This is a genomic window from Cupriavidus sp. 22TCCZM01-5, assembly GCF_057798915.1.
In genome coordinates this window covers 129092-151214 of the sequence record NZ_JBYOJR010000010.1, presented here as the reverse complement: position 1 = coordinate 151214, position 22123 = coordinate 129092, and the positions used below count along the sequence as shown (strand labels likewise).

Sequence of the window (22123 nt, the reverse complement as noted above, 5' to 3'; positions counted from 1 at the left end):
ACCATGAGCCCGAGCAAAGACAACCTCCGCCCCCAGACCCAACCGGCCTCCGCGACACCGGGGCGCCGCGCGGCTCCCGCCTGGCTTGCGCGCGTCAAGCCGCGCGTGCCGCAAGCCTGGCGCGACCAGTTCGACGCCTTCTGGTCGGCGCGCAACCCGCGCGAGCAGGCCATCCTTGCGGGTGGCGCCGCGGTATTGGGCTTGGTGCTCATCTACAGCGTCTTGTGGGAGCCCGCTGCGGACGGCCGCGCGCGACTGTCGCGCAGCCTGCCGGCGATGCGCGCCGATCTCGCGGAAATGGAAACCCTGGCGCAGGAGGCGCGCGGCCTGAACGCGAGCCCGGCCCCCGCGCTGCGCGGCGATGCCCTCACGCAGGCCTTGCAGGACAGCCTCGGCAAATACGGCCTCAAGGCCACGCGGCTGGCGGCCGGCGCCGACAACAGCGTTCAGGTGCAGCTCGACAAGGCGCCCTTCGGCGCGGTGGCGGGATGGCTGCAGGACGTGCGCCAGCAGCAGCGCCTGAAGGTCACGGACGCACGCATCGTCTACGTCGGCGCCACCGCGCTGGTCAATGTCAGCGCGACCCTGCAGGGTCCGGGCGGCCGCAGCTGATGGTACGCCTGGAGTCGCTGCGGCTGCCCCGACGCAAGCTGCGCCGCCCGGCGGGCTGGCGGCGCGCGGGCTGGCTGCTGCTTGGCCTGGCCACCGCCGGCATCACCATGCTGGCGATGCTGCCGGCCGCCTGGATTGCCGACACGGTAGCAGCCCGCACGCAGCGCCGCGTGCTGCTCGCCGACGCGTCGGGCTCGCTCTGGCATGGCAGCGCCACGCTGGCGATGTCGGCCGGCGCGGGCAGCCAGACCGCGACCGTGCTGCCCGGCCGCCTGCAATGGTCGCTGGCCTTCTGGCCGCTGCTGACCGGCTCCGCGCGCGTGATGCTGACGCACACCGAGTCGATGCCGACGCCGGTCGGACTGACCGTCACGCCGCGCGGCTGGACCGCGCAGGCGGGTGCCATGCGCCTCCCCGCGGCGCTGCTGGAGGGCGTGGGCGCGCCGTTCAACACGCTGCGCCCGGACGGCCTGATGCGCGTGGACTGGTCCGCGCTGCAAGGCAAGTTCGCGGGCGGGCTGCTTTACGGGCATATCACGCTGCGCATCGAACAGGTGTCGTCGGCGGTAAGCCGCCTGCGTCCGCTGGGCAGCTACCGTGCCGAGATCGACTGGAACGGCGCCGACGGCAAGCTCGCGCTGAGCACCATCGCCGGGCCCCTGCATCTCGATGGCAGCGGCACGCTGGGCCGGCAGGCGCGCTTTGAAGGCACGGCCCAGGCCGAGCCCGACGCCGCCACCCAGCTGAACAGCCTGCTGAGCCTGCTGGGACGACGAGAGAACAATGTGACAAGGCTGCGCTTCTGAAGCCAGGCAGCGCCAGGAGCCGACCGGAACCCAACATGAAAACCGAAGCCACCCGACCCTTCCTCCAGACCGCCAGTGCCCGCGCCGTGGCCCTGCTGTGCGGGCTTTCGCTGCTGGCGCCCACGCCGCTGTGGGCGCAACAGCCCGCCGGTCCCGGCGCGCCGCCGGACATCACGCCGCGCAACCGCGACCAGGTGGTGCTGAACTTCGTCAACGCCGACCTTGAATCCGTGGTCAAGGCCGTGGGCCAGGCTACCGGCAAGAATTTCGTGATCGATCCGCGCGTGAAGGGCACGGTCAACCTGGTGACCGAGCAGCCGGTGTCGCGCGCACAAGCCCTTGAAACGCTGGGATCGGTCCTGCGCATGCAGGGCTATGCCATGGTGGAAAGCAACGGCTTCACCAAGGTCGTCCCCGAAGCGGACGCCAAGCTGCAAGGCTCGCCGATCGTGGTTGGCGGTGGCGGCGGGCGCGGCGACCAGGTGGTGACGCAGGTGTTCCGCCTGAACTACGAGTCGGCCAACAACCTGGTGCCGGTGCTGCGGCCGATGATCGCGCCCAACAACACCATCACCGCCTACCCGGCCAACAACACGCTGGTGATCACGGACTATGCCGAGAACCTGCGCCGCCTGGGCCGCATCATCGCCGCCATCGACGCGCCGGCTTCGGGCGAAGTCGAACTGGTACCGCTGAGGAATGCCATCGCCAGCGACACGGCGCTGGTGCTGCAGAAGCTGCTCGATCCGGCGGCGGCCGCGAGCGGCGCAGGCGGCGGTGGCGCGGGCGTCGACAGCAGCCTGCGCACGACCGTGGTGGCCGAGCCGCGCAGCAACTCGCTGATGATCCGCACGTCCAGCCGCGCGCGGCTGCAGCAGGCGCGCCAGCTGATCGACAAGCTCGACCAGCCCTATGCGCGCCCCGGCAATATCTGGGTCGTGCCGCTCAAGAACGCCGATGCGGTCAAGCTGGCCGCCACGCTGCGCGCCATCGTCGCCGCGGACGGCAGCTTTGCTTCCAGCACGCAGCCCGGCGCAGCCGGTGCAGCGGGCGCGGGCGGCCTGACCAACATTTCCACGCCTGCCGGCGGCCAGTTCACCGGCGGCACCACGGCGAGCCAGACCGGCATGCGCTCCGGCGGCACCAGCGGCTCCGGCTCGGGCGGCGCCTATGGCAATTCAGCGTTCGCGGCCTCGTTCAACCCGAACACCCAGCCGACCACGGGCGGCATCATCCAGGCCGATCCCTCCACCAATTCGCTGATCATCACGGCCAGCGAGCCGGTCTACCGCAACCTGCGCGGCGTGATCGAAGACCTCGACGCGCGTCGCGCGCAGGTCTACATCGAGTCGATGATCGTGGAGGTCACTTCCACGCAAGCCAGCGAACTCGGCATTCAGTGGCAGGGGCTGATCCGGTCGGACAGCGGCAACAATAACTTTTTCGCTGGCACCAACTTTGGCACCGGCGGCAAGAACATCATCAACCTGACCCTGGCCGGCGCGGCCTACAACGCCAACCATGCCGCCGGCATTGCAGCGGCGACGCAACTGGTGCCCGACATCGGCGGCCTGAACCTCGGCGTGGTCAACAAGGCGCTGGGCCTGGGCGCGCTGCTGCGCGCGCTGGGCAGCAACGGCAGCGTGAACCTGCTGTCGACGCCGAACCTGATCACGCTCGAGAACGAGGAAGCGAAGATCCTGATCGGCCAGAACATCCCGATCACGACCGGCTCCTATGCGCAGACCGGCGGTGCCGCCTCGGTCACCCCGTTCCAGACCTTCGACCGCAAGGACGTCGGCATCACGCTGCGCGTGCGGCCGCAGATCACCGACGGCGGCCTGGTCAAGATGCAGATCTTCCAGGAATCGTCGTCGGTGGTGCCGGGTACGCTGACGCAGGTCCAGGGCCCGACCACCAATGTGCGTTCGATCGAGACCAATGTGCTCGTCGACGACGGCCAGATCATCGTGCTGGGCGGCCTGATCGAGGATTCCTATGGCGACGGCGTGCAAAAGGTGCCGGTGCTCGGCGATATCCCATGGATCGGCGGCCTGTTCCGCTACGAGAACAAGAACCGCTCCAAGACCAACCTGCTGGTGTTCCTGCGTCCGTATGTGATGCGCACGGCGGGCGCCGTCGACCGCCTGACGACGGACCGCTACGACTACATGCGCAACCAGCAGGCCGGCTTCGTCTCGCCTAACATCATGGTGCGCGACGAAAATACGCCGGTGCTGCCGCCCGCGGACGCGCCGACCACGCCGTTCGTCGACCCGCGCGGCACCGGCGCGGTTCCCGGCCCGCTGCCTTTGCCGCAATCCGTGCCGCAGTCCCAGCAACCCGTGCCGCAGCCGCTGACACAGCAAGGCAGCAACGGCGCGCTCGCCGGGACGGCTGCGCCGGCTTCCGGGCGCGGCAACTGAACGACACCATGGCAAGCGAAGTCCAAGCCGCACCCGATACCCAGGAGCCGCCGTCGCCGATGGCGGCGCGACTGGTTCCATACAGCTTTGCGCGCGAAGCGCCGCTGCTGATCGCGCACCAGCGCGCCGATGGCCTCGAAGTCTGGGTCAGCCGCGCCACCTCGCCCGCGGCGCTCGCTGAAGTGGCGCGCGTGCATGGCGCGCTGCGCCTGCGGGTGCTCGAGCCCGAGGCGCTCGAGCGCGCCATGTCCGACGCCTACAACCGCCAGGACGGCAGCGCCGCCCAGGTGGTGGGCGAAGTGGAAGGCGAAGTCGACCTGTCGCGCCTGATGCAGGACATTCCCGCCGTGGAAGACCTGCTCGAGTCCGAGGACGATGCGCCGATCATCCGCATGATCAACGCGCTGCTCACGCAGGCCGCGCGCGAGGGCGCGTCGGATATCCACATCGAGCCGTTCGAGTCGGCGTCGGTGGTGCGCTTCCGCGTGGATGGCACGCTGCGCGACGTGGTACGGCCCAAGAAGGCGCTGCACGGTGCGCTGATCTCGCGCATCAAGATCATGGCGCAGCTCGACATCGCGGAAAAACGCTTGCCGCAGGACGGCCGCATTACGCTGCGCGTGGGCGGGCGTCCGGTGGACGTACGGGTTTCCACGCTGCCCACCGGCCACGGCGAGCGCGCCGTGCTGCGTCTGCTCGACAAGGAAGCGGGCCGCCTGGACCTGGCCAGGCTCGGCATGTCGCCGCGCACGCTGGGCGGCTTCGACGGCCTGATCCGCCAGCCGCACGGCATCGTGCTGGTCACCGGGCCGACCGGCTCGGGCAAGACCACTACGCTGTACGCGGCGCTGTCGCGGCTGGACGCGCGCACCACCAACATCATGACGGTCGAGGACCCGATCGAGTACGACCTGGACGGCATCGGCCAGACCCAGGTCAACCCGCGCATCGACATGACCTTCGCCAAGGCCCTGCGCGCGATCCTGCGCCAGGATCCGGACGTGGTGATGATCGGCGAAATCCGCGACCTTGAGACCGCGCAGATCGCGGTGCAGGCGTCGCTGACCGGCCACCTGGTGCTGGCCACGCTGCACACCAACGATTCGGCCTCGGCGATCACGCGGCTGGTGGACATGGGCATCGAACCGTTCCTGCTGTCGTCGTCGCTGCTCGGCGTGCTGGCGCAGCGGCTGGTACGGCGCCTGTGCCCGCATTGCAAACGCGAGGAAGTCATCGAGGTTACCGCCGGCGAAGCCGCGACGCTGCAGGCGCAGGGCCGGCCGCTGCAGCATCTCTGGCATGCAGCCGGTTGCGACAAGTGCGGCAACTCCGGCTACCAGGGCCGCATGGGCGTGTACGAACTGCTGACCGTCAACGACGAGATCCGCACCATGATCCACCGCCAGCAGCCCGAATCTGAGATCAAGCAGGTGGCGCTGGCGCATGGCATGCAGACCATGCGCGGCGATGCGCAGCGCTGGATCGACGGCGGCGCCACGTCCCTGGAAGAAGTCCTGCGCGTCACGCGCGACTGACGAAACGCCGCCATGCCCGCCTTCCGCTACGAAGCCGCCGACGCCCTCGGCAAGACCGACCGCGGCGTCATCGAGGCCGACAGCGCGCGGCAGGCGCGCACGCAGCTGCGCGCACGCGGGCTCACGCCGCTGACGGTCGACCCGCTCGCCGGTGCCGGGCAGGCGCCGCGCAGCGGCGCGCAGCTGTTCACGCGCCGGCTGTCGAGCCAGGAGCAGGCGCTGTTCACGCGTCAGCTCGCCAGCCTGATCGTCTCCGGACTGCCGCTGGACGAAGCGCTCGGCGCGCTGGCCGACCAGGCCGAGCGCCCCTATGTGCACGAACTGCTGGCCGGCATCCGCGCCGAGGTGATGGGCGGCAGCGCGCTGTCGGTGGCGCTGGCCCAAAATCCGCGTGATTTCCCGGACATCTACCGTGCGCTGGTTTCCGCCGGCGAGCACTCCGGCCACCTTGGGCTGGTGCTGGAGCGGCTGGCCGGCTACATCGAATCGCGCAATGCGCTGACGTCGAAGATCCGGCTGGCGTTCACGTACCCGGCCATCGTCACGGTGGTGGCATTCGCGATCGTCATCTTCCTGCTGTCGTATGTGGTGCCGCAGGTCGTCAGCGTGTTCGCCAACACCAAGCAGAAGCTGCCGACGCTGACCATCATCATGCTGGCGCTGTCGGATTTCGTGCGCAACTGGTGGTGGGCGGCGCTGGGCGTGATCGCCGTCATCGCCGCGATCGTGCGCAGCGTGCTCAAGCAGCCCGCCGTGCGGCTGGAATGGCACCGCTGGCTGCTGACCGCGCCGCTGTTCGGCAAGCTGATCCGCGGCTACAACACCGCGCGCTTCGCGGGCACGCTGGCGATTCTGGTGTCGGCCGGCGTGCCGATCCTGCGCAGCCTGCAGGCGGCGGGCGAGACGCTGACCAATGAGGCGCTGCGGGCCAATGTGGAGGATGCGAACACGCGGGTGCGGGAAGGCGCGTCGCTGGCGCGGGCGCTGGCCGCGCAGAACCAGTTTCCACCGGTGCTGGTGCACCTGATCCGGTCTGGGGAGGCCACCGGCAATCTGCCGACGATGCTCGACCGCGCTGCACAGGGTGAGGCGCAGGAGCTGGAGCGCCGCACGCTGTTTCTTACCAGCCTGCTGGAGCCCCTGTTGATTCTGGCGATGGGCGGGGTAGTGCTGATGATCGTGCTGGCGGTATTGATGCCGATTATCGAGATCAATCAGTTGGTGAGATGAAGAGAATTGGCCGGTCGTCGTGCCTGGCTGGCGTGGCGGTTTCACCGCCCGGCCAGGCACAACGCCTCCGGCGAATCCCGCGAATCCCTTAAGCCTTCGCCTTCCTGCGCGTCCTTCTTGCCGGCTTGGCCTCTTCCTCAATTGGCGCCGGCGCCTCGGCAAACCCTTCAAACGCCTCCTGCACCTGCGCGGTCAGCACCGTATCGCCGGGCGCGGCAAACACGGACTGGTCGATCGGCCAGGGCTTCTCGCTGAGCGCCACTTCGGGACGCCGCGGAGCCCGCTTGCGGGTCTTCCTGGCGGCCGGAGCGGCCGGCTCGTCCGGAACCACATCCACGGCCACCGTTGCCTGAGGCGCTTCCGCCTCCGGCACGGGCGCAGGTTCAGGTACGGCCTCGGGTACCGCGGGAATCTCCACGGCCGCCGGCACGGGCTCCGCTACGGGGTCGACGACCGGTGCCGCCACGACCTCCGGCTGGGGCGCCGGTCGGCGATTCTCGGGCTGTGACATTGGCGGCGTCGCCTGCGGCTGAGCTTGCTGCTTCTCTGGCTGACGCTGGCCCGCGCCACCGCGGCCATCTCCGTCCTGCCCGCCCTTGCCTCGCTTCTTCAACCGCACCCAGATGGTCTTGTTGTTGCCGCCATTGCGCGTCTCGACCTCGAACAGCCCGGTGGCCACAACCAGCTCCGAAAGCTTGCCGTAGCCATAGTTGCGCGAATCGAACTCCGGCGCCTGCTTGGCGATGTGGTTGCCCATGCCACCGAGCGTCGACCAGCCGTCTTCATCCGACACCGCCTGCGACGCGCTCTGCAGCAGCCGCACCAGGCGCGAATCCTGGCGCAGCTCGCCGGTATTGCGGCGACGCGGCGGCGGGGCCGCCTCATCCACCTCGGTTTCGGCGCGCAGCACGTCGGAATAGATGAACTTGTCGCACGCCGTCACAAACGGCTTGGGCGTCTTGCGCTCGCCAAAGCCATAGACAGTCAGCCCCTGCTCGCGGATGCGCGATGCCAGGCGCGTGAAGTCACTGTCGCTCGACACCAGACAGAAGCCGTCGAAGCGTTCCGTGTACAGCAGATCCATCGCATCGATGATCATCGCGCTGTCGGTCGCATTCTTGCCAACCGTGTAGCGGAACTGCTGGATCGGCTGGATCGAGTGCGACAGCAGGCACTCCTTCCATCCCGACAGGTTGGGCTTGGTCCAGTCGCCGTAGATGCGCTTGACGGCGGCCACGCCATATTTCGCGACTTCAGCCAGCAGGCCTTCGATGATGGCGGGCGCCGCGTTGTCGGCGTCGATCAGTACGGCCAGGGTTGCGGTGCCCTGGCGGGGGGAGTTGCTCATGTTCTGTCCTGCTCGGAGGAGGTTCCCGGCCATGTTGCCGGGTGGAGGGTTGCACCGGGCCGGCGCGCGCTGGTCGGTGGCAGGGGCGCCTTCAGCCACATCGTAGTGCATGCGGGCGGCGCGTTGGATGCATCGCAGTGTACACGCGAAGCCCTGTCCATACGGGAAACTCCGGTCCGGCCGGGTGTGGATTTTGCTGCATTGCAAGGTGCCGCGGCATTTTCAGCGGTGCTACCATGCCGCGCAGAGACACGACCGGTCGATGCCTTCACAAGAGGCTCAGGACGGTCGCCCCATGACTGTAGGAGTCGGTGATCCCGACCACACACCCCCATAGAGGAGCACCTATGAATGCCCCCCTGACCACGCCGGTCAGCGACGCCATCCGCCGCGCGCTCGCTAACGTTTCCCTCGACGACAAATACACGCTGGAGCGTGGCCGCATCTACATCAGCGGCACTCAGGCGCTGGTACGCCTGCCGATGCTGCAGCAGGAGCGCGACCACGCCGCCGGCCTGAACACGGCCGGCTTCATCTCCGGCTATCGCGGGTCGCCGCTGGGTGCGCTGGACCAACAGCTGTGGAAAGCCAAGAAGCACCTCGCCGCGCACAACATCGTGTTCCAGGCCGGCCTGAACGAGGACCTTGCCGCCACGTCGGTATGGGGCTCGCAGCAGGTCAATATGTACCCGGACGCGAAGTTCGACGGCGTGTTCGGCATGTGGTACGGCAAGGGGCCGGGTGTGGACCGCACCGGCGACGTCTTCAAGCACGCGAACTCGGCGGGCTCGTCGCGCCACGGCGGCGTGCTGGTGCTCGCGGGTGACGACCATTCGGCCAAGTCCTCGACGCTCGCGCACCAGTCGGAACACATCTTCAAGGCCTGCGGCCTGCCGGTGCTGTATCCGTCGAACGTGCAGGAATACCTGGACTACGGCCTGCATGGCTGGGCCATGAGCCGCTATTCGGGACTGTGGGTGGCGATGAAGTGCGTCACCGACGTGGTGGAATCGTCCGCCTCGGTGGAACTCGATCCGCATCGCGTGCAGATCGTGCTGCCTGACGACTTCGCGCTGCCGCCGGGCGGCCTCAATATCCGCTGGCCCGATCCGCCGCTGGAACAGGAAGCGCGGCTGCTCGACTACAAGTGGTATGCCGGCCTGGCCTACGTGCGCGCCAACAAGATCGACCGCATCGAGATCGATTCGCCGCACGCGCGCTTCGGCATCATGACCGGCGGCAAGGCCTACCTGGATACGCGCCAGGCGCTGTCCGACCTGGGCCTGGACGATGCCACCTGCGCGCAGATCGGTATCCGCCTGTACAAGGTCGGCTGCGTGTGGCCGCTCGAAGCGCATGGCGCGCGGGCGTTCGCCGAAGGCCTGCAGGAAATCCTGGTGGTCGAAGAGAAGCGCCAGATCATGGAGTACGCGCTCAAGGAAGAGCTGTACAACTGGCGCGACGACGTGCGCCCCAAGGTCTACGGCAAGTTCGACGAGAAGGACAACGCGGGCGGCGAATGGTCGATCCCGCAGAACAACTGGCTGCTGCCGGCGCACTACGAGCTGTCGCCGGCCATCATCGCCAAGGCCATCGCCACGCGGCTCGAGAAGTTCGACCTGCCCGTGGACGTGCGCGCACGGATCGCCGCGCGCCTGGCGATCATCGAGGCCAAGGAAAAGGCGCTGGCCACGCCGCGCGTGACCGCGGAGCGCAAGCCCTGGTTCTGCTCGGGCTGCCCGCACAATACCTCGACCAACGTGCCCGAGGGCTCGCGCGCGCTGGCCGGCATCGGCTGCCACTACATGACGGTGTGGATGGACCGCAATACCAGCACCTTCAGCCAGATGGGCGGCGAAGGCGTGGCGTGGATCGGCCAGGCGCCATTTGCCGGGGACAAGCATGTGTTCGCCAACCTCGGTGACGGCACCTACTTCCACTCGGGGCTGCTGGCGATCCGCGCATCGATCTCCGCGGGCGTCAACATCACCTACAAGATCCTGTACAACGACGCGGTGGCCATGACCGGCGGCCAGCCGGTGGACGGCCAGCTCTCGGTGCAGGACATCGCCTGGCAGGTCCACAGCGAAGGCGCGAAGAAGATCGTCATCGTCACCGACCAGCCGGAGAAGTACAACGCGGCGATCAAGCTGCCGGACGGCATCACCGTCCACCACCGCGACCAGCTCGACACGGTCCAGCGCGAACTGCGCGAGGTCCCGGGCTGCACCATCCTGATCTACGACCAGACCTGCGCCACCGAGAAGCGCCGCCGCCGCAAGCGCGGCACGATGGAAGACCCGCAACGCCGCGCCTTCATCAACGACGCGGTGTGCGAAGGCTGCGGCGACTGCTCGGTCAAGTCGAACTGCCTGTCGGTGGAACCGCTGGAGACCGAGTTCGGCACCAAGCGCCAGATCAACCAGTCGTCGTGCAACAAGGACTTCTCATGCCTGAACGGCTTCTGCCCGAGCTTTGTCACGGCTGAAGGCGCGCAGGTGCGCAAGCCCGAGCAGCATGGCGTAGCGATGGACAGCCTGCCGGCACTGCCTGAGCCTGCACTGCCCGAGATCCGCCGCGCCTACGGCATCCTGGTGACCGGCGTGGGCGGCACGGGCGTGGTAACCATCGGTGGCCTGCTCGGCATGGCCGCGCATCTGGAGAACAAGGGCGTCACCGTGCTCGACATGGCGGGCCTGGCGCAGAAAGGCGGCGCGGTGCTGTCGCACGTGCAGCTCGCGATGCGCCCCGAGGACCTGCATGCGACACGCATCGCCATGGGCGAGGCGGACCTGATCATCGGCTGCGACGCGATCGTCTCGGCCAACGACGAAGTCATCTCGAAGACGCAGTCGGGCCGCACGCGTGCGGTGGTGAACACGTCGCAGACCCCGACCGCCGAGTTCATCAAGAACCCGAAGTGGCAGTTTCCGGGCCTGTCGGCCGAGCAGGACATCCGCAACGCCGTCGGCGCCCAGTGCGACTTCATCAATGCGAGCGGCCTGGCCGTGGCGTTGCTTGGCGATGCCATCTATACCAACCCGCTGGTGCTCGGCTATGCCTGGCAGAAGGGATGGATCCCGCTGACGCTACAGGCGCTGGAACGTGCGATCGAACTCAACGGCGTGGCCGTGGAAAAGAACAAGGCCGCGTTCGACTGGGGCCGCCACATGGCGCATGACCCGGAGCACGTGCTGTCGCTGACCGGCAAGCTGAAGACATCCGCCGAAGGCGCTGAGGTAGTGAAGCTGCCGACGTCATCGGGCGCGCTGCTGGAAAAGCTGATCGCTCGCCGGATGGAGCACCTGACCGCCTACCAGGATGCGGCCTACGCACGTACCTACCGCGAAGCCGTCGACCGCGTGCGCGCAGCCGAAAGCGCGCTGGCGGGCAGCGGCAAGCCGCTGCCGCTCACGGAAGCCGCTGCACGCAACCTGGCCAAGCTGATGGCCTACAAGGACGAGTACGAGGTCGCGCGCCTGTACACCGACCCGGCCTTCCTGGACAAGCTGCGCGCGCAGTTCGAAGGCGAGCCCGGCAAGGACTACCAGCTCAACTTCTGGCTGGCGCCTCCGGCGACCGCCAAACGCGACGACAAGGGGCAACTGGTCAAGCGCAAGTTCGGCCCGTCGACGATGACGCTGTTCCGCGTGCTGGCGAAGATGAAGGGACTGCGTGGCGGCATGTTCGACATCTTCGGCCGGACCGAGGAGCGCCGCACGGAACGCGCGCTGATTGGCGAATACCGCGCGCTGCTCGACACGCTGACCGCCGGCCTGAATGCTGCCAACTACGACACCGCCGTGGCGCTGGCCAACCTGCCGGACGACATCCGCGGTTTCGGCCATGTGAAGGACAACAACCTGAAGGCGGTGCGTACGCGCTGGGCGAAGCTGCTGGAACAGTTCCGCCAGCCGGAGACGGCGCAACGCGTTGCGTAAGCAGCCGCACTGGCAGCGCTTGCCGCGCTGCCAGCCGCCAGCCTTACGCCTTGGCCAGTTCCTTCTCGCCCGGCTTCACATACATCGAGTTGCGCGGGTGGGACAGCACGCGCCGCACCATCGGCTCGAAGAACGACAGCGGCAGCGTGTCGTAGTCGGTCATGAATGCAGCCGCGTCATATTTCTGGCAAAACTCCGCGGTACGCTCGAACAGTTCCGGCTGGTCGCGGAATTGCTCGCGCAGGTTGCGGTCCAGTCCCAGGTGGTGGAAGAAGTAATAGCCCTGGAAGACACCGTGCTTCTCGACCATCCACAGGTTTTCGGCGCTGACGAAAGGCTTGAGGATGGCGGCGGCGATATCGGGATGGTTGTAGCTGCCCAGCGTGTCGCCGATGTCATGCAGCAATGCACACACCACGTATTCCTCATCGCGACCGTCACGATGCGCGAGGGTGGCGGTCTGCAGCGAGTGCGTGAGGCGGTCCACGGGAAAGCCGCCGCAATCGCCTTCGAGCAGGCGCAGGTGCGCCAGTACGCGGTCCGGCAAAGCTTTTGCGAACGGCATGAACTCTGCCGAGATGGCGGCCCAGTCTTCACGGGTGCCATGTTCCATGTGGCTGAAAGTGGCGTGCGCGGGCACGTGGGTGTCGTTCATGCTGGTCTCCTTGGCGGTGGGGTTGCCTGTCGTCTGGATGGTCTGGGGGCATTGTGGCATCGGCCGCGCGGCTACACTGTCAAATACTGAACAATGCGCCGATTGATGCGACGCACCATCCCTGCATGCTGATCCGTTCGTTCCGCGAAGAAGATACTGAAGCCATCGTTGCGCTGTGGCAGGCCTGCGGCCTCACGCGTCCATGGAATGACCCATACCGCGACATTGCCCGCAAGCTCACCGCACAGCCTGAACTGTTCCTGGTGGGCGAAGTGTCCGGAGCGCCGATGGCGTCCGCGATGGTGGGATTCGACGGACACCGCGGCTGGGTCTACTATGTGGCCGTCGATCCCGCGCACCAGGGCAAGGGCTGCGGACGCATGCTGATGGCGCATGCCGAGCAACTGCTGATCGAGCGCGGCTGTCCCAAGATCAACCTGCAGGTGCGCGCCGGCAACGACGTCGTAATCGATTTCTACAACAAGCTCGGGTACGCGCCGGATGCGGTGGTCAGCCTGGGCAAGCGGCTGATTCCCGATCAATAGGCCCTGCAGCAGATCCGACCACAAGGAGACGACATGACATTCCAGGGCAGCTGTCATTGCGGCGTCATCGCCTTCGAGGTGGAGGCCGACAACATCCCCAGCGTGATCCGCTGCAACTGCTCGATCTGCCGCCGGCGCGGGCACCTGCTGTGGTTCGTGTCGCGCGCGCAGTTCAAGTTGGCCACGCCGGAAGCGAACGCTTCCACGTACCGCTTCAACACCATGAAGATCGCGCACCGCTTCTGCCCGGTATGCGGCTGCGGACCCTATGCGGAAGGCCAGGACAAGGACGGCCGGCCGACGACGGGGATCAATGTGCGCTGCCTGGACAACGTCGACCTGGACGCGCTGAAGATCATCGACTACGACGGCCTGCACCATTGAGCGCCGTGCCGGGAGCCTGACATGTTCCGCATCCTCGGTATCGACCACCTGGTGCTGCGCACCGCCGACGTGGAGCGGCTGCGGCGCTTCTACGTGGATGTCCTCGGCTGCAGCGTGGAACGCGAGCAACCGGCCTTTGGACTGACGCAATTGCGCGCCGGCAGCGGACTGATCGACCTGGTCTCGCTGGACGGCCCGCTCGGCCTCGCCGGCGGCGCGGGCCCCGGTGCGCAGGGCCGCAATCTCGACCACTTCTGCCTGCGCATCGACCCGTTCGATGCCGACGCCGTGCGTGCCGGACTGGCACGCCACGGCGTGGAGGCCGGCGCGGTGGAGCAGCGCTTCGGCGCCGAAGGCAAGGGGCCGTCGCTGTATCTGAAGGATCCGGATGGCAACGTGGTCGAACTCAAGGGGCCAGCCGAAAGTGCCTGAGCGTCACCACGACGCGCCCTTGGTCGCTACAATTTCCGCTTAGCCCGCCGCGCCGTCCCGCATGCGCCGGGCGCGCCATGACCCGAACCGACGCCACGCCCGACGCGGAATCCGCCACGCCCTCCGTTCCTGCCGACACCGGCAACCCGCCTGCGCCGCCAATGCCGCCGATGCCGCCACGCCGGCTGGTCTGGACCCTTGGCCTGACCGAGACCATCTCATGGGGCACGCTGTACTTCGCCTTCACGGTCTTCATCGAGCCCATGACCCGCGCGCTGGGCTACTCCAAGCCCTTCCTGGCCGGCGGCTTTTCGCTGGGCCTGCTGGTGTGGGCGCTGTGCTCGTTCGGCGTGGGCCGGCTGCTCGACCGCGTGCCGGCGCGCCGCGTGATGGGCGCGGGTTCGCTGCTGGCTGGCGCCGGGCTGTTGCTATGGGCCTGGTCGCCCTCCCCGGCCATGTTCCTGCTGATGTGGGTGCCGCTGGGCCTGGCCATGTCCACCACGCTCTATGAACCTGCCTTCGTGGTATTGCGCCAGGCATACGGAGACGGCTACCAGAAGCCAATCGTCACGGTCACGCTGATGGCCGGCTTTGCGAGCACGATCTTCGTGCCGCTGGCGCAATGGCTGGTGCTGCATATTGGCTGGCGCCCCACGCTGCTGGGCTTTGCCGCGCTCAACCTGCTGGTCTGCGCGCCGCTGCACGCGCGCCTGCGCTACGTGCTGCACCCCAGCTATGCGGCCGTCCAGCCGGCCTCGCCGCTGCCCGCGGGCGACGCCGCCAGCCAGGGCATCGCCCGCGCCACGCTGCGCCAGCCGGTGTTCTGGGCGGTCGTGCTGGCCTTCACGGCAACGATCATGGTGGCGTCGCTGCTTGGTGCGCACCTGATTCCGATGCTGACCGAGAAAGGCCTGTCGCTGGGCCAGCAGCTCGTGGTCGCGGCGCTGATCGGCCCGGCGCAGGTGGCGGGCCGCTTGCTGATGATGCGCGCCGCGGTGCGGCACCCGGTACGCCTTGCCCTGCCCGTCTATGCGCTGATGAGCACGGGCCTGCTGTGCATGGCGCTCGGGCACGGCGCCTGGCTGATGGTTGCGGCGGTGCTCTACGGCTGCGCCAATGGCGTCAATACCATGCTGCGCGCGATGGCCATGCCGGAACTGATCTCGCGCCATCACTACGCCACGCTCAACGGCCTGATGATGACGCCGGTGCTGCTGATGCAGGCCGCCGCGCCGTGGCTGGGCGCCCTGCTCTGGCGCGCCGCCGGCGGCTACTGGCTGATGCTCTGGACCATGACCGCGCTGGCGCTGGCCGCGCTGCTGTCGTTCGCGTTCGCGCTGCACCGGCGCGGCCTGCTGCGCGCGCCCGGCTGATGCCCGCCTGCGCGCAGGGGATAGCCCTCAGGCGGCCGCGCGCACGGGCGGCTGCGCACCGGCTCCCAGGCCGTTGAACACAAAGGTGTCCATGGCCAGCACGCCGTAAGTCACTTCGTCGGCGACCCGCGCCACCTCCGCCGGTGCCTGCGCATGGCCGGCCTCGCGCGGGCCCAGCGCCGCGCCCAGCGCCACGTAGAACGGCAACAGGTGCTCGTCGGTCGGGTGCGCGCGGCGCGCGTGCGGCGCCTGGGCACGGTAGTCGGCAATGCGGCTGGTATCGCCCGTTGCCAGCGCCTGGTCGAGCGCGCCGAGCATCCAGCCGCGGAAGGCATCGACATACGGCTCGGTGGCCGCGCCGTGCTGGACGCGCCGGCCGCTGCCAAACACTTCCTGCAGGTTGTGCGTGAAACTGCCCGATGTGAGCACCAGCACACCTTCGGCGCGCAGCGGCGCCAGCGCGCGGCCGATCTCGATCTGCACCGCGGGCGACAGGTACGGGTTCAGCGCCAGCTGCACCACGGGGATGTCGGCATCCGGGAAAAAGTGCCGCATCGGCATCCAGGCCCCATGGTCCAGCGGGCGTTCTTCGTCAAAGCCGACAAAGCCGGCGCCCGGAACGTGAGCGGCCTCGACCAGCGCCTTGACGCGCGCAGCCAGCTCGGGCGAGCCCGGCGCGTCATAGCGCAGCGCGTAGAGTTCGCGCGGAAAACCGCCGAAGTCGTGCCACGCTTCCTGCCGTTCACGCGTGCTGACTGCCAGCGTGCTGTAGATCCAGTGCGCCGACACCACCAGCACGGCGCGCGGCCGCTGCGCGCGCAGGCTTTCGCCCAGCGCGTCGAAGATGGCCCCGGTCGGACCCGGGTCGATCGCCAGCATCGGCGAACCGTGTGAGACATAGATCGAGGGAAGCATGGCACTCACCTTCAAAGGATTTCGTGGGTTGCAGGTAGTTTGACAAAGAAGGCGCAGCCCTGCGGATCGGATTTGCGGACAGTTCGTGCAAAAAACTTGAATGGCCGTTCCGCGGCCAGCGTGGGGTGGCCCACACAGCGCATGGCTCCTTGTGCCTGCGCGCAGCGGGAATCGCATACGATGCCTACGGGGCGCCCGGCGGTCTTCAGCAAGCGCCCCCGGCAACGTGGAGATTCTCGTGGTACAGCGCCTCCCGCCCCGTCACAGGCGGCCAGCCTCGATTCCCGCGCACTGGTGGCGAGCCGGGGCGTACGCGAGCGCCCCGGCTGTCGCGCTGTGGATCCTCGCCCGCTTGCCGGCCGCCGTCCTGGCCGCCCTGTTCGGCACGCCGGGCGCCACCTACTGGCTCAACCATGCCGGAGATACGGTCTTCGTGGCTGGCTGGCTGGCCAGCGCCGCGCTGCTGTGGCTGTCGTGCAGGCGCGCCACGCAGCCGCCGGTGTCCGAGGCGGACCCGGCATCATCGCCCCCGCAGGGCCACCATCACGCAGGTTAGTCGCGGTGCCCCGTATGCAAGACTTGTCATCGGTGATCTGAAAAGATTCGTGCATGGGCGCCGATGCCATGCGGCGGGCACCATCCCTAGCTAGAATGCATCACCGGTGCGGCGCGCGCATCATGCGCGCCGGATTCGGAACCCTATCCGGCACTTCGAATGTCCGCAATCCAGCAATTTCGCAGGGCCGCGGCTGCCCTGCCGGCCTGTCTGGCCCTATCGGGTGCGCTCTGGCTGTTGCCGGGGCAGGCACGGGCACAGGCACAGGGTTCGAACGGGTTCCGGATCATCGGCACCAATGTGCAGAAGCATGCCAACGGCGTGCTCACGCTGATGTCGTACTCGGTCGTGCCGGACCTGGCTTCCAGTTCGTTGTCGATCAACAACGCGACCACTGACAACCCCGGCGTCTACATGACACAGCTTGGTGGCGGCTTCACCTGGAGCAAGTCGTTCCCGCTCTACCTGGAAGGGGCGATCGCCTACAGCCGCTACGACCCGACCTTCGTCGCCTCCAGCGGCGCCGACTCCCGCCCCCTGCCGGTCAAATGGAACACGTTTTCCGGCACCATCGGCGTCGGCTGGGACTTCCCGCTGACCGAAAACAAGGAACTCGTGTTCCGGCCGATCTTCAATGCCTCGCTCGGCAATGTCTCCAGCGACCTGAGGGTGGGCGAGCTCGTGATCGAGCGCAACACCGATGCCAGCATCAACTTCCTCGAGCACGGCTCGCTCAATGCCTACGGCCTGGGTGGCTCGGTGATGCTCGACTGGGAGCACTACCGCGAGACCCACGAGATCGACCTGGAATTGCGCTACACCAATATCCACTTGCAGAGCTTCGGTGGCTCGTCCGCGGGGGTCACCGGCACCGCGACCGCGCAGACCGCCAACCTGTATGCCCGCTGGCGCGCCCCGACCGGCTGGCGCGCGCTGGACCGGCCTGTACGCTATGTGCTCGAACTGTCCCATTCGCACTATCTCGGCAGCCAGGCCGGCGTGCTCGGCTTCAACTACCTGACCACGCTCGGCACCGGGCTGGAACTGGACACCAGCGCGCATGAGGTCTTCGTCACGCGGATCCGGGCGGTAGTGCGGTATGTGTTCGGCAACAATGTCTCGGGCGTGTCGCTGGGGCTTGCGGCAAGCTTCTGAGCCGTCCCCGCCGGCTGCGGCAGGATTCGCATGTCCGATTCCTGCCTTCCGCAAACGGCGGGTCCGGTGCATGATCACCGGCTGATGCCGGCACCGCGCAAGCGCGCCGCCGGCCATGACAAACCACGGGCCATGGAAAGGCACGCATGACAAGCAAACAGGAAGCCGCCGCGGAACGCGTGCGCTGCGGCTGGTGCGGCACGCTCGAAGACTACTGCCACTACCACGACAACGAATGGGGCTATCCGGTCGGCGATGACCGGCGCCTGTTCGAGAAGCTTTGCCTGGAAGGCTTCCAGGCCGGGCTGAGCTGGCTGACCATCCTGCGCAAGCGCGAGGCCTTCCGCAAGGCGTTTGCCAATTTCGACATCGAGAAGGTGGCCCGCTTCGGCGAGCGCGACATTCAGCGCCTGCTCGGCGATGCCGGCATCGTGCGGCACCGGGGCAAGATCGAAGCCGCCATCAACAATGCCCAGCGGGCGGCGGAGTTGCTGGAAACCGAGTCGTCGCTGGCGGCCTACTTCTGGCGCTACGAGCCCGACCCTGCCAGCCGGCCCAGGGTGCTGACACCGGAAGTCCTGCGCACCATGGCGACCTCGCCGGAGTCGGCGGCGCTGTCAAAGGACCTGAAGCGGCGCGGCTGGCGCTTCGTTGGCCCGACCACGATGTACGCGCTGATGCAGGCGATGGGGCTGGTCAACGACCACCAGGATGGCTGCTGGGCCCGGACCGAAGCGTTGCGCGCGCGCAAGGCGTTCAAGGTGCCGCGCTAAGGCGGCCGGCCTCAGGTATACGAGCCTGCGAACGGGGCATGCTGGTATACGTTTCGCCGAGGCGGAACAACCTAGTGATTTTTCTTAAGACTGTTTACGTATACATAAATAGTAGTAGTAGGTAAACGTCGCCCGCGGTCGTGGATAACCGATTTTTTCCCTTTGGGATCAGCGGGTTGCAGGAAAGACAACCACATGGCATGGCGTAGGTTGTACCGGGATATCCGCGACCTTCGGTATACGTCCGCGAAAGCTCACGCAGCTTGTACGTATACGGCCCACAGCACATCCCCCGCGGTATCACAGCTTTCCCGCACAGTTATCCCCAATGGACGGTCAGGATATCCACAGCGCCGCTCAGCGGCTGGCCGCCGCCGCGGAGGTGTATACCGGATCGACGTGCGTCATCACGTTCAGCACGTGATGGCTGGCCAAGGTGCGCCGGTGCGCCTCGGCCGCGATGGCGTGGCCTTCGGCGACGGTCAGGTTCGCGTCGACATCGAGATGCACGTCGACCAGTACCTGGTCGCCCATCTTGCGCGTGCGCAGGTCGTGCACCCCGAGCACGCCCGGCGTTTCCAGCATGGTCTGCCGGATGGCCGCGACCGTCTCGGCATCGGCGGCGCGGTCCATCAGGTCGCTGAGCGCATCCCAGCCGAACTTCCAGCCCATGCGCGCGACCATCAGGCCAACCACGATGGCCGCGACGGGATCCAGCACGTGATAGCCAAGCAGGTTGCCGCCGACGCCGAGCGCCACGACGAGCGACGACGCGGCGTCCGAACGCGCGTGCCAGGCGTTGGCCACCAGCATGCCGGAGCGCACGCGCTTGGCGATGGCCAGCATGTAGCGGAACAGCAGTTCCTTGGACAACAACGCCACCATGGCCACCCATAGCGCGATTGGCTTGACCGCCTGCGCGCCCTGCGGATGCTGGATCTTGCCGACCGCCGCCCACAACATGCCGAGCCCCACCGCGAGCAGAAGGCAGCCCAACACCAGCGAGGCAGCGGTTTCATAGCGGCGGTGGCCGTACTGGTGGTCGGAATCGGGGTCCTTGCGGCCGTGGTGCCCGGCCAGCAGGACCACGAAGTCCGACACCAGGTCCGACAGCGAGTGCAGAGCATCGGCAATCAGCGCCTGCGAGCCGGCCCACAGGCCGGCCGCGGCCTGAGCCAGGGTCAGTGCGATATTGACTGCGACACTGACCAGCGTGCTGCGCCGGCCGGCGAGGTAATCGGCGTGCGCGCCCGCTGACCGGCTGATGGAAGGATCCTGAAGTGGCATGTTCGTTCAGCGCTCCACCGCGGCCACCAGGTTGGCACGCACACGCTGCAGCAGGGTGATCAGTTGCTCATGCTCGTGCGGCGTAAAGCCGCGCAGCGCTTCGGCGGCAATCTCGTCGCCGACCCGCCGCGCCTGATCCAGTGCCTTGCGGGCCTTGGCGGTCATCTGCACCAGGCGTTCACGGCGGTCGTCCGGGTTGGGCCGCCGTGCGATCCACCCGCCCTCTTCCATGCGGTCGAGCAGCCGGCCCGCCGAGATTGGCGCCACATCGAGGATGTCGGCCAGGCTGGCCTGGTTGATCTCGCCATGGTGGGCAAGGTAGACAAGCGCGCGGCACTGCGCGCGCGTGAGGTCCAGCGTGGACTTCGCCAGGTCGTCGAAGCGCTTGCCGCACAAGCGGCCCACGTCGGTCACCAGGAAGCCCAGGCGTTTTTCAGATTCCGATTCCATCGCGCGACTATAGCCCAAGAACCCTGACAGTGAATGGACCGGCACACGGCTCACGAACACACAGCGCGCGCATGAACGGCCTGGCCATATAATAAGCACGCTTATCAATAAAACGGCCCCCCACCTTCCATGTCCTCCCTAGCCCAGCAGGCCGGTACCGACACGCCGCTGAACCGGCCAATGATCACGGTCTCGATCATGCTGGCCACGCTGATCCAGACCCTGGACAGCACCATTGCCAACGTCGCGCTGCCGCACATGCAGGGTACGCTGTCGGCCTCGCAGGACGAGATCACGTGGGTCCTGACCTCGTACATCGTGGCGGCGGCCATCGCCACGCCTTTGACCGGATGGTTGTCCGACCGCCTTGGCGTGAAAAAGCTGCTGCTGGTCGCCATCGGCGGCTTCACCATGGCCTCCGCCTTATGCGGCCTGGCCGAGACGTTGCCGCAGATGGTGGCCGCGCGCCTGCTGCAGGGTATTTTCGGGGCCTCGCTGGTGCCGCTGTCGCAGTCCATCCTGCTCGATATCAACCCGCCCGCACGGCAGGGGCAAGCCATGGCCGTGTGGGGCATGGGCGTGATGGTCGGCCCGATCCTCGGCCCCACGCTGGGCGGCTGGCTGACCGACAGCTACAACTGGCGCTGGGTGTTCTTCATCAACGTGCCGATCGGCGCGTTCGCGATGTTCGGGGTCATGTCCTTCCTGCCCGCCAGGGCACCGCGCCGCGAGGTCAAGTTCGACGCGTTCGGCTTCGCCACGCTGAGCCTGGCCATCGGCGCGCTGCAGGCCATGCTGGACCGCGGCGAGCAGCTCGACTGGTTCAGTTCGCTGGAGATCCGCATCGAGGCGCTGCTGGCGGTGGTCAGCTTTGCCTATTTCCTCGTGCACACCGCCACGGCGGGGTCGAAGTCGTTCTTCCGCTATGAACTGCTGAAGGACCGCAACTTCGCCACCGGCACCTGCTTTATCTTCGTTATCGGCGCGGTCATGTACGCGACGCGGGCGCTGTTGCCGCCGATGCTGCAGGGGCTGATGCAATATCCCGTGGCCACGACCGGCCTCGTCACCGCGCCCAGCGGCGCCGGCACCATGGTGGCGATGCTGCTGGCGGGCCGCCTGCTGCGCCGCTTCGACGCGCGGCTGCTGCTCCTGTCGGGATTCCTGATTTCCGCGTTCGCGCTGTGGCAGATGATGCACTACACCATCGTGCTATCGATGTCCGACATCGTCTGGCCCGGCGTGATCCAGGGCTTCGGGCTGGGGCTGGTGTTCGTGCCGCTCAGCGCGCTGACGTTCTCCACGCTGCGGCCGGATCTGCGTGCCGATGGCACCGCTACCTACAGCCTGGTGCGAAATATCGGCAGCAGTATCGGCATCTCGGTGATCCAGGCGCTGATGACGCGCAACACGCAGGTCGCGCACGCCGACCTGGCCGCGCATGTCAGCGTCTACAACCCGAACCTGCAGTCAATGGTCGCGAGCGGCTCCCGTGCCGACCTGCTGGCACTCAACCACGCCATCACGCAGCAGGCGTCAATGATCGCCTACCTCAATGATTTCAAGGCGATGTTCATTGCCACGCTGCTGGTCGTGCCGCTGATCCTGCTGGTGCGCCCCGCCCGCAAGGTCCCGGCCGACGTGGCCCACGCCGCCATGGACTGACCCGCCCGCCGCCGTGGCTTGCGCGAGACGACATG

Annotated in this window: 19 protein-coding genes; 14 read left to right on the top strand and 5 right to left on the bottom strand. The window is 67.5% G+C overall.

Features of this window, described 5'->3' with window-relative positions; genetic code table 11:
- Nucleotides 1–3 precede the first annotated feature (3 nt).
- Genes AC3FNH_RS12635 through gspF form a run of 5 tightly spaced genes read left to right on the top strand, consistent with a single transcriptional unit; the run spans nucleotide 4 to nucleotide 6609 of the window.
- Complete coding sequence (locus tag AC3FNH_RS12635) at nucleotides 4–612, top strand: type II secretion system protein M (RefSeq protein WP_276098828.1); 609 nt, start codon at nucleotides 4–6, stop codon at nucleotides 610–612.
- Nucleotides 612–1418 carry a type II secretion system protein N gene (locus AC3FNH_RS12630; RefSeq protein WP_276098829.1) on the top strand — a complete coding sequence of 269 codons (807 nt, stop codon included), beginning with the start codon at nucleotides 612–614 and terminating at the stop codon, nucleotides 1416–1418. Before AC3FNH_RS12635 ends, AC3FNH_RS12630 begins: the two co-directional genes overlap by 1 nt.
- 35 nt (nucleotides 1419–1453) lie before the next feature.
- Nucleotides 1454–3844 (top strand): type II secretion system secretin GspD, encoded by a 2391-nt coding sequence (gspD, locus tag AC3FNH_RS12625; protein ID WP_488720276.1) that lies wholly within the window; start codon nucleotides 1454–1456, stop codon nucleotides 3842–3844.
- 8 nt (nucleotides 3845–3852) lie between these two features.
- A complete protein-coding gene (gene gspE / locus AC3FNH_RS12620) occupies nucleotides 3853–5379 on the top strand; it encodes a type II secretion system ATPase GspE (protein WP_488720275.1) in 1527 nt (508 codons plus the stop codon).
- Nucleotides 5380–5391: 12 nt separating this feature from the next.
- On the top strand, nucleotides 5392–6609 hold the full coding sequence (gspF, locus tag AC3FNH_RS12615) for a type II secretion system inner membrane protein GspF (RefSeq protein ID WP_488720274.1): 1218 nt from the start codon (nucleotides 5392–5394) through the stop codon (nucleotides 6607–6609).
- 88 nt (nucleotides 6610–6697) lie between these two features.
- On the opposite strand, the gene AC3FNH_RS12610 is transcribed toward gspF, so the two are convergent.
- Nucleotides 6698–7957, bottom strand: a complete 1260-nt coding sequence (locus tag AC3FNH_RS12610) for an NYN domain-containing protein (RefSeq protein ID WP_488720273.1) — start codon at nucleotides 7955–7957, stop codon at nucleotides 6698–6700.
- A 347-nt stretch (nucleotides 7958–8304) separates the two neighbouring features.
- On the opposite strand from AC3FNH_RS12610, the gene AC3FNH_RS12605 reads away from it, so the two are divergent.
- A complete protein-coding gene (locus AC3FNH_RS12605) occupies nucleotides 8305–11898 on the top strand; it encodes an indolepyruvate ferredoxin oxidoreductase family protein (protein WP_488720272.1) in 3594 nt (1197 codons plus the stop codon).
- A 43-nt stretch (nucleotides 11899–11941) separates the two neighbouring features.
- Here the strand turns inward: AC3FNH_RS12605 and AC3FNH_RS12600 are convergent, their stop codons facing one another.
- Nucleotides 11942–12553, bottom strand: coding sequence for an HD domain-containing protein (locus tag AC3FNH_RS12600; RefSeq protein WP_488720271.1), 612 nt, complete (start codon nucleotides 12551–12553; stop codon nucleotides 11942–11944).
- Between the two features lie 125 nt (nucleotides 12554–12678).
- Here AC3FNH_RS12600 and AC3FNH_RS12595 point away from each other — a divergent pair, with 125 nt between their 5' ends.
- The 4 genes from AC3FNH_RS12595 to AC3FNH_RS12580 all read left to right on the top strand — a co-directional run bounded on the left by AC3FNH_RS12595 (nucleotide 12679) and on the right by AC3FNH_RS12580 (nucleotide 15287).
- Nucleotides 12679–13098: a GNAT family acetyltransferase gene (locus tag AC3FNH_RS12595; RefSeq protein WP_488720270.1), complete on the top strand. Its 420-nt coding sequence runs from the start codon at nucleotides 12679–12681 to the stop codon at nucleotides 13096–13098.
- Between the two features lie 33 nt (nucleotides 13099–13131).
- On the top strand, nucleotides 13132–13482 hold the full coding sequence (locus AC3FNH_RS12590; protein ID WP_488720269.1) for a GFA family protein: 351 nt from the start codon (nucleotides 13132–13134) through the stop codon (nucleotides 13480–13482).
- A 21-nt stretch (nucleotides 13483–13503) separates the two neighbouring features.
- Entirely contained in the window at nucleotides 13504–13914 is a 411-nt protein-coding gene (locus AC3FNH_RS12585; protein WP_276098838.1) for a VOC family protein, read from the top strand.
- Nucleotides 13915–13991: 77 nt separating this feature from the next.
- Nucleotides 13992–15287, top strand: coding sequence for an MFS transporter (locus AC3FNH_RS12580; protein ID WP_488720268.1), 1296 nt, complete (start codon nucleotides 13992–13994; stop codon nucleotides 15285–15287).
- Between the two features lie 27 nt (nucleotides 15288–15314).
- Here AC3FNH_RS12580 and AC3FNH_RS12575 read toward each other — a convergent pair whose 3' ends face one another.
- Entirely contained in the window at nucleotides 15315–16202 is an 888-nt protein-coding gene (locus tag AC3FNH_RS12575) for a DODA-type extradiol aromatic ring-opening family dioxygenase (protein ID WP_488720267.1), read from the bottom strand.
- A 238-nt stretch (nucleotides 16203–16440) separates the two neighbouring features.
- Between AC3FNH_RS12575 and AC3FNH_RS12570 the strand changes: the two genes are divergently transcribed.
- The 3 genes from AC3FNH_RS12570 (at nucleotide 16441) to AC3FNH_RS12560 (ending at nucleotide 18686) form a co-directional block, all read left to right on the top strand.
- Nucleotides 16441–16758: a hypothetical protein gene (locus tag AC3FNH_RS12570; protein ID WP_488720266.1), complete on the top strand. Its 318-nt coding sequence runs from the start codon at nucleotides 16441–16443 to the stop codon at nucleotides 16756–16758.
- Nucleotides 16759–16917: 159 nt separating this feature from the next.
- Nucleotides 16918–17913, top strand: a complete 996-nt coding sequence (locus AC3FNH_RS12565) for a hypothetical protein (RefSeq protein ID WP_276098842.1) — start codon at nucleotides 16918–16920, stop codon at nucleotides 17911–17913.
- Nucleotides 17914–18059: 146 nt separating this feature from the next.
- Complete coding sequence (locus AC3FNH_RS12560) at nucleotides 18060–18686, top strand: DNA-3-methyladenine glycosylase I (RefSeq protein WP_488720265.1); 627 nt, start codon at nucleotides 18060–18062, stop codon at nucleotides 18684–18686.
- Between the two features lie 357 nt (nucleotides 18687–19043).
- On the opposite strand, the gene AC3FNH_RS12555 is transcribed toward AC3FNH_RS12560, so the two are convergent.
- Nucleotides 19044–19973, bottom strand: a complete 930-nt coding sequence (locus AC3FNH_RS12555) for a cation diffusion facilitator family transporter (protein ID WP_276098844.1) — start codon at nucleotides 19971–19973, stop codon at nucleotides 19044–19046.
- Between the two features lie 6 nt (nucleotides 19974–19979).
- On the bottom strand, nucleotides 19980–20423 hold the full coding sequence (locus tag AC3FNH_RS12550; RefSeq protein WP_276098845.1) for a MarR family winged helix-turn-helix transcriptional regulator: 444 nt from the start codon (nucleotides 20421–20423) through the stop codon (nucleotides 19980–19982).
- Between the two features lie 129 nt (nucleotides 20424–20552).
- Here AC3FNH_RS12550 and AC3FNH_RS12545 point away from each other — a divergent pair, with 129 nt between their 5' ends.
- A complete protein-coding gene (locus AC3FNH_RS12545) occupies nucleotides 20553–22088 on the top strand; it encodes a DHA2 family efflux MFS transporter permease subunit (protein WP_488720264.1) in 1536 nt (511 codons plus the stop codon).
- The last annotated feature ends 35 nt before the right edge of the window (nucleotides 22089–22123 follow it).

Bases quoted from the DNA above. Each gene is read 5' to 3' on its own strand.
- AC3FNH_RS12605 (WP_488720272.1), top strand. From the start codon at position 8,305: ATGAATGCCCCCCTGACCACGCCGGTCAGCGACGCCATCCGCCGCGCG.
- AC3FNH_RS12595 (WP_488720270.1), top strand. From the start codon at position 12,679: ATGCTGATCCGTTCGTTCCGCGAAGAAGATACTGAAGCCATCGTTGCG.
- gspF (WP_488720274.1), top strand. From the start codon at position 5,392: ATGCCCGCCTTCCGCTACGAAGCCGCCGACGCCCTCGGCAAGACCGAC.
- AC3FNH_RS12610 (WP_488720273.1), bottom strand. From the start codon at position 7,957: ATGAGCAACTCCCCCCGCCAGGGCACCGCAACCCTGGCCGTACTGATC.
- AC3FNH_RS12585 (WP_276098838.1), top strand. From the start codon at position 13,504: ATGTTCCGCATCCTCGGTATCGACCACCTGGTGCTGCGCACCGCCGAC.
- AC3FNH_RS12575 (WP_488720267.1), bottom strand. From the start codon at position 16,202: ATGCTTCCCTCGATCTATGTCTCACACGGTTCGCCGATGCTGGCGATC.
- AC3FNH_RS12560 (WP_488720265.1), top strand. From the start codon at position 18,060: ATGACAAGCAAACAGGAAGCCGCCGCGGAACGCGTGCGCTGCGGCTGG.
- gspE (WP_488720275.1), top strand. From the start codon at position 3,853: ATGGCAAGCGAAGTCCAAGCCGCACCCGATACCCAGGAGCCGCCGTCG.
- AC3FNH_RS12565 (WP_276098842.1), top strand. From the start codon at position 16,918: ATGTCCGCAATCCAGCAATTTCGCAGGGCCGCGGCTGCCCTGCCGGCC.
- AC3FNH_RS12555 (WP_276098844.1), bottom strand. From the start codon at position 19,973: ATGCCACTTCAGGATCCTTCCATCAGCCGGTCAGCGGGCGCGCACGCC.
- AC3FNH_RS12600 (WP_488720271.1), bottom strand. From the start codon at position 12,553: ATGAACGACACCCACGTGCCCGCGCACGCCACTTTCAGCCACATGGAA.
- AC3FNH_RS12635 (WP_276098828.1), top strand. From the start codon at position 4: ATGAGCCCGAGCAAAGACAACCTCCGCCCCCAGACCCAACCGGCCTCC.
- AC3FNH_RS12580 (WP_488720268.1), top strand. From the start codon at position 13,992: ATGACCCGAACCGACGCCACGCCCGACGCGGAATCCGCCACGCCCTCC.
- AC3FNH_RS12550 (WP_276098845.1), bottom strand. From the start codon at position 20,423: ATGGAATCGGAATCTGAAAAACGCCTGGGCTTCCTGGTGACCGACGTG.
- AC3FNH_RS12630 (WP_276098829.1), top strand. From the start codon at position 612: ATGGTACGCCTGGAGTCGCTGCGGCTGCCCCGACGCAAGCTGCGCCGC.
- AC3FNH_RS12545 (WP_488720264.1), top strand. From the start codon at position 20,553: ATGTCCTCCCTAGCCCAGCAGGCCGGTACCGACACGCCGCTGAACCGG.
- gspD (WP_488720276.1), top strand. From the start codon at position 1,454: ATGAAAACCGAAGCCACCCGACCCTTCCTCCAGACCGCCAGTGCCCGC.
- AC3FNH_RS12590 (WP_488720269.1), top strand. From the start codon at position 13,132: ATGACATTCCAGGGCAGCTGTCATTGCGGCGTCATCGCCTTCGAGGTG.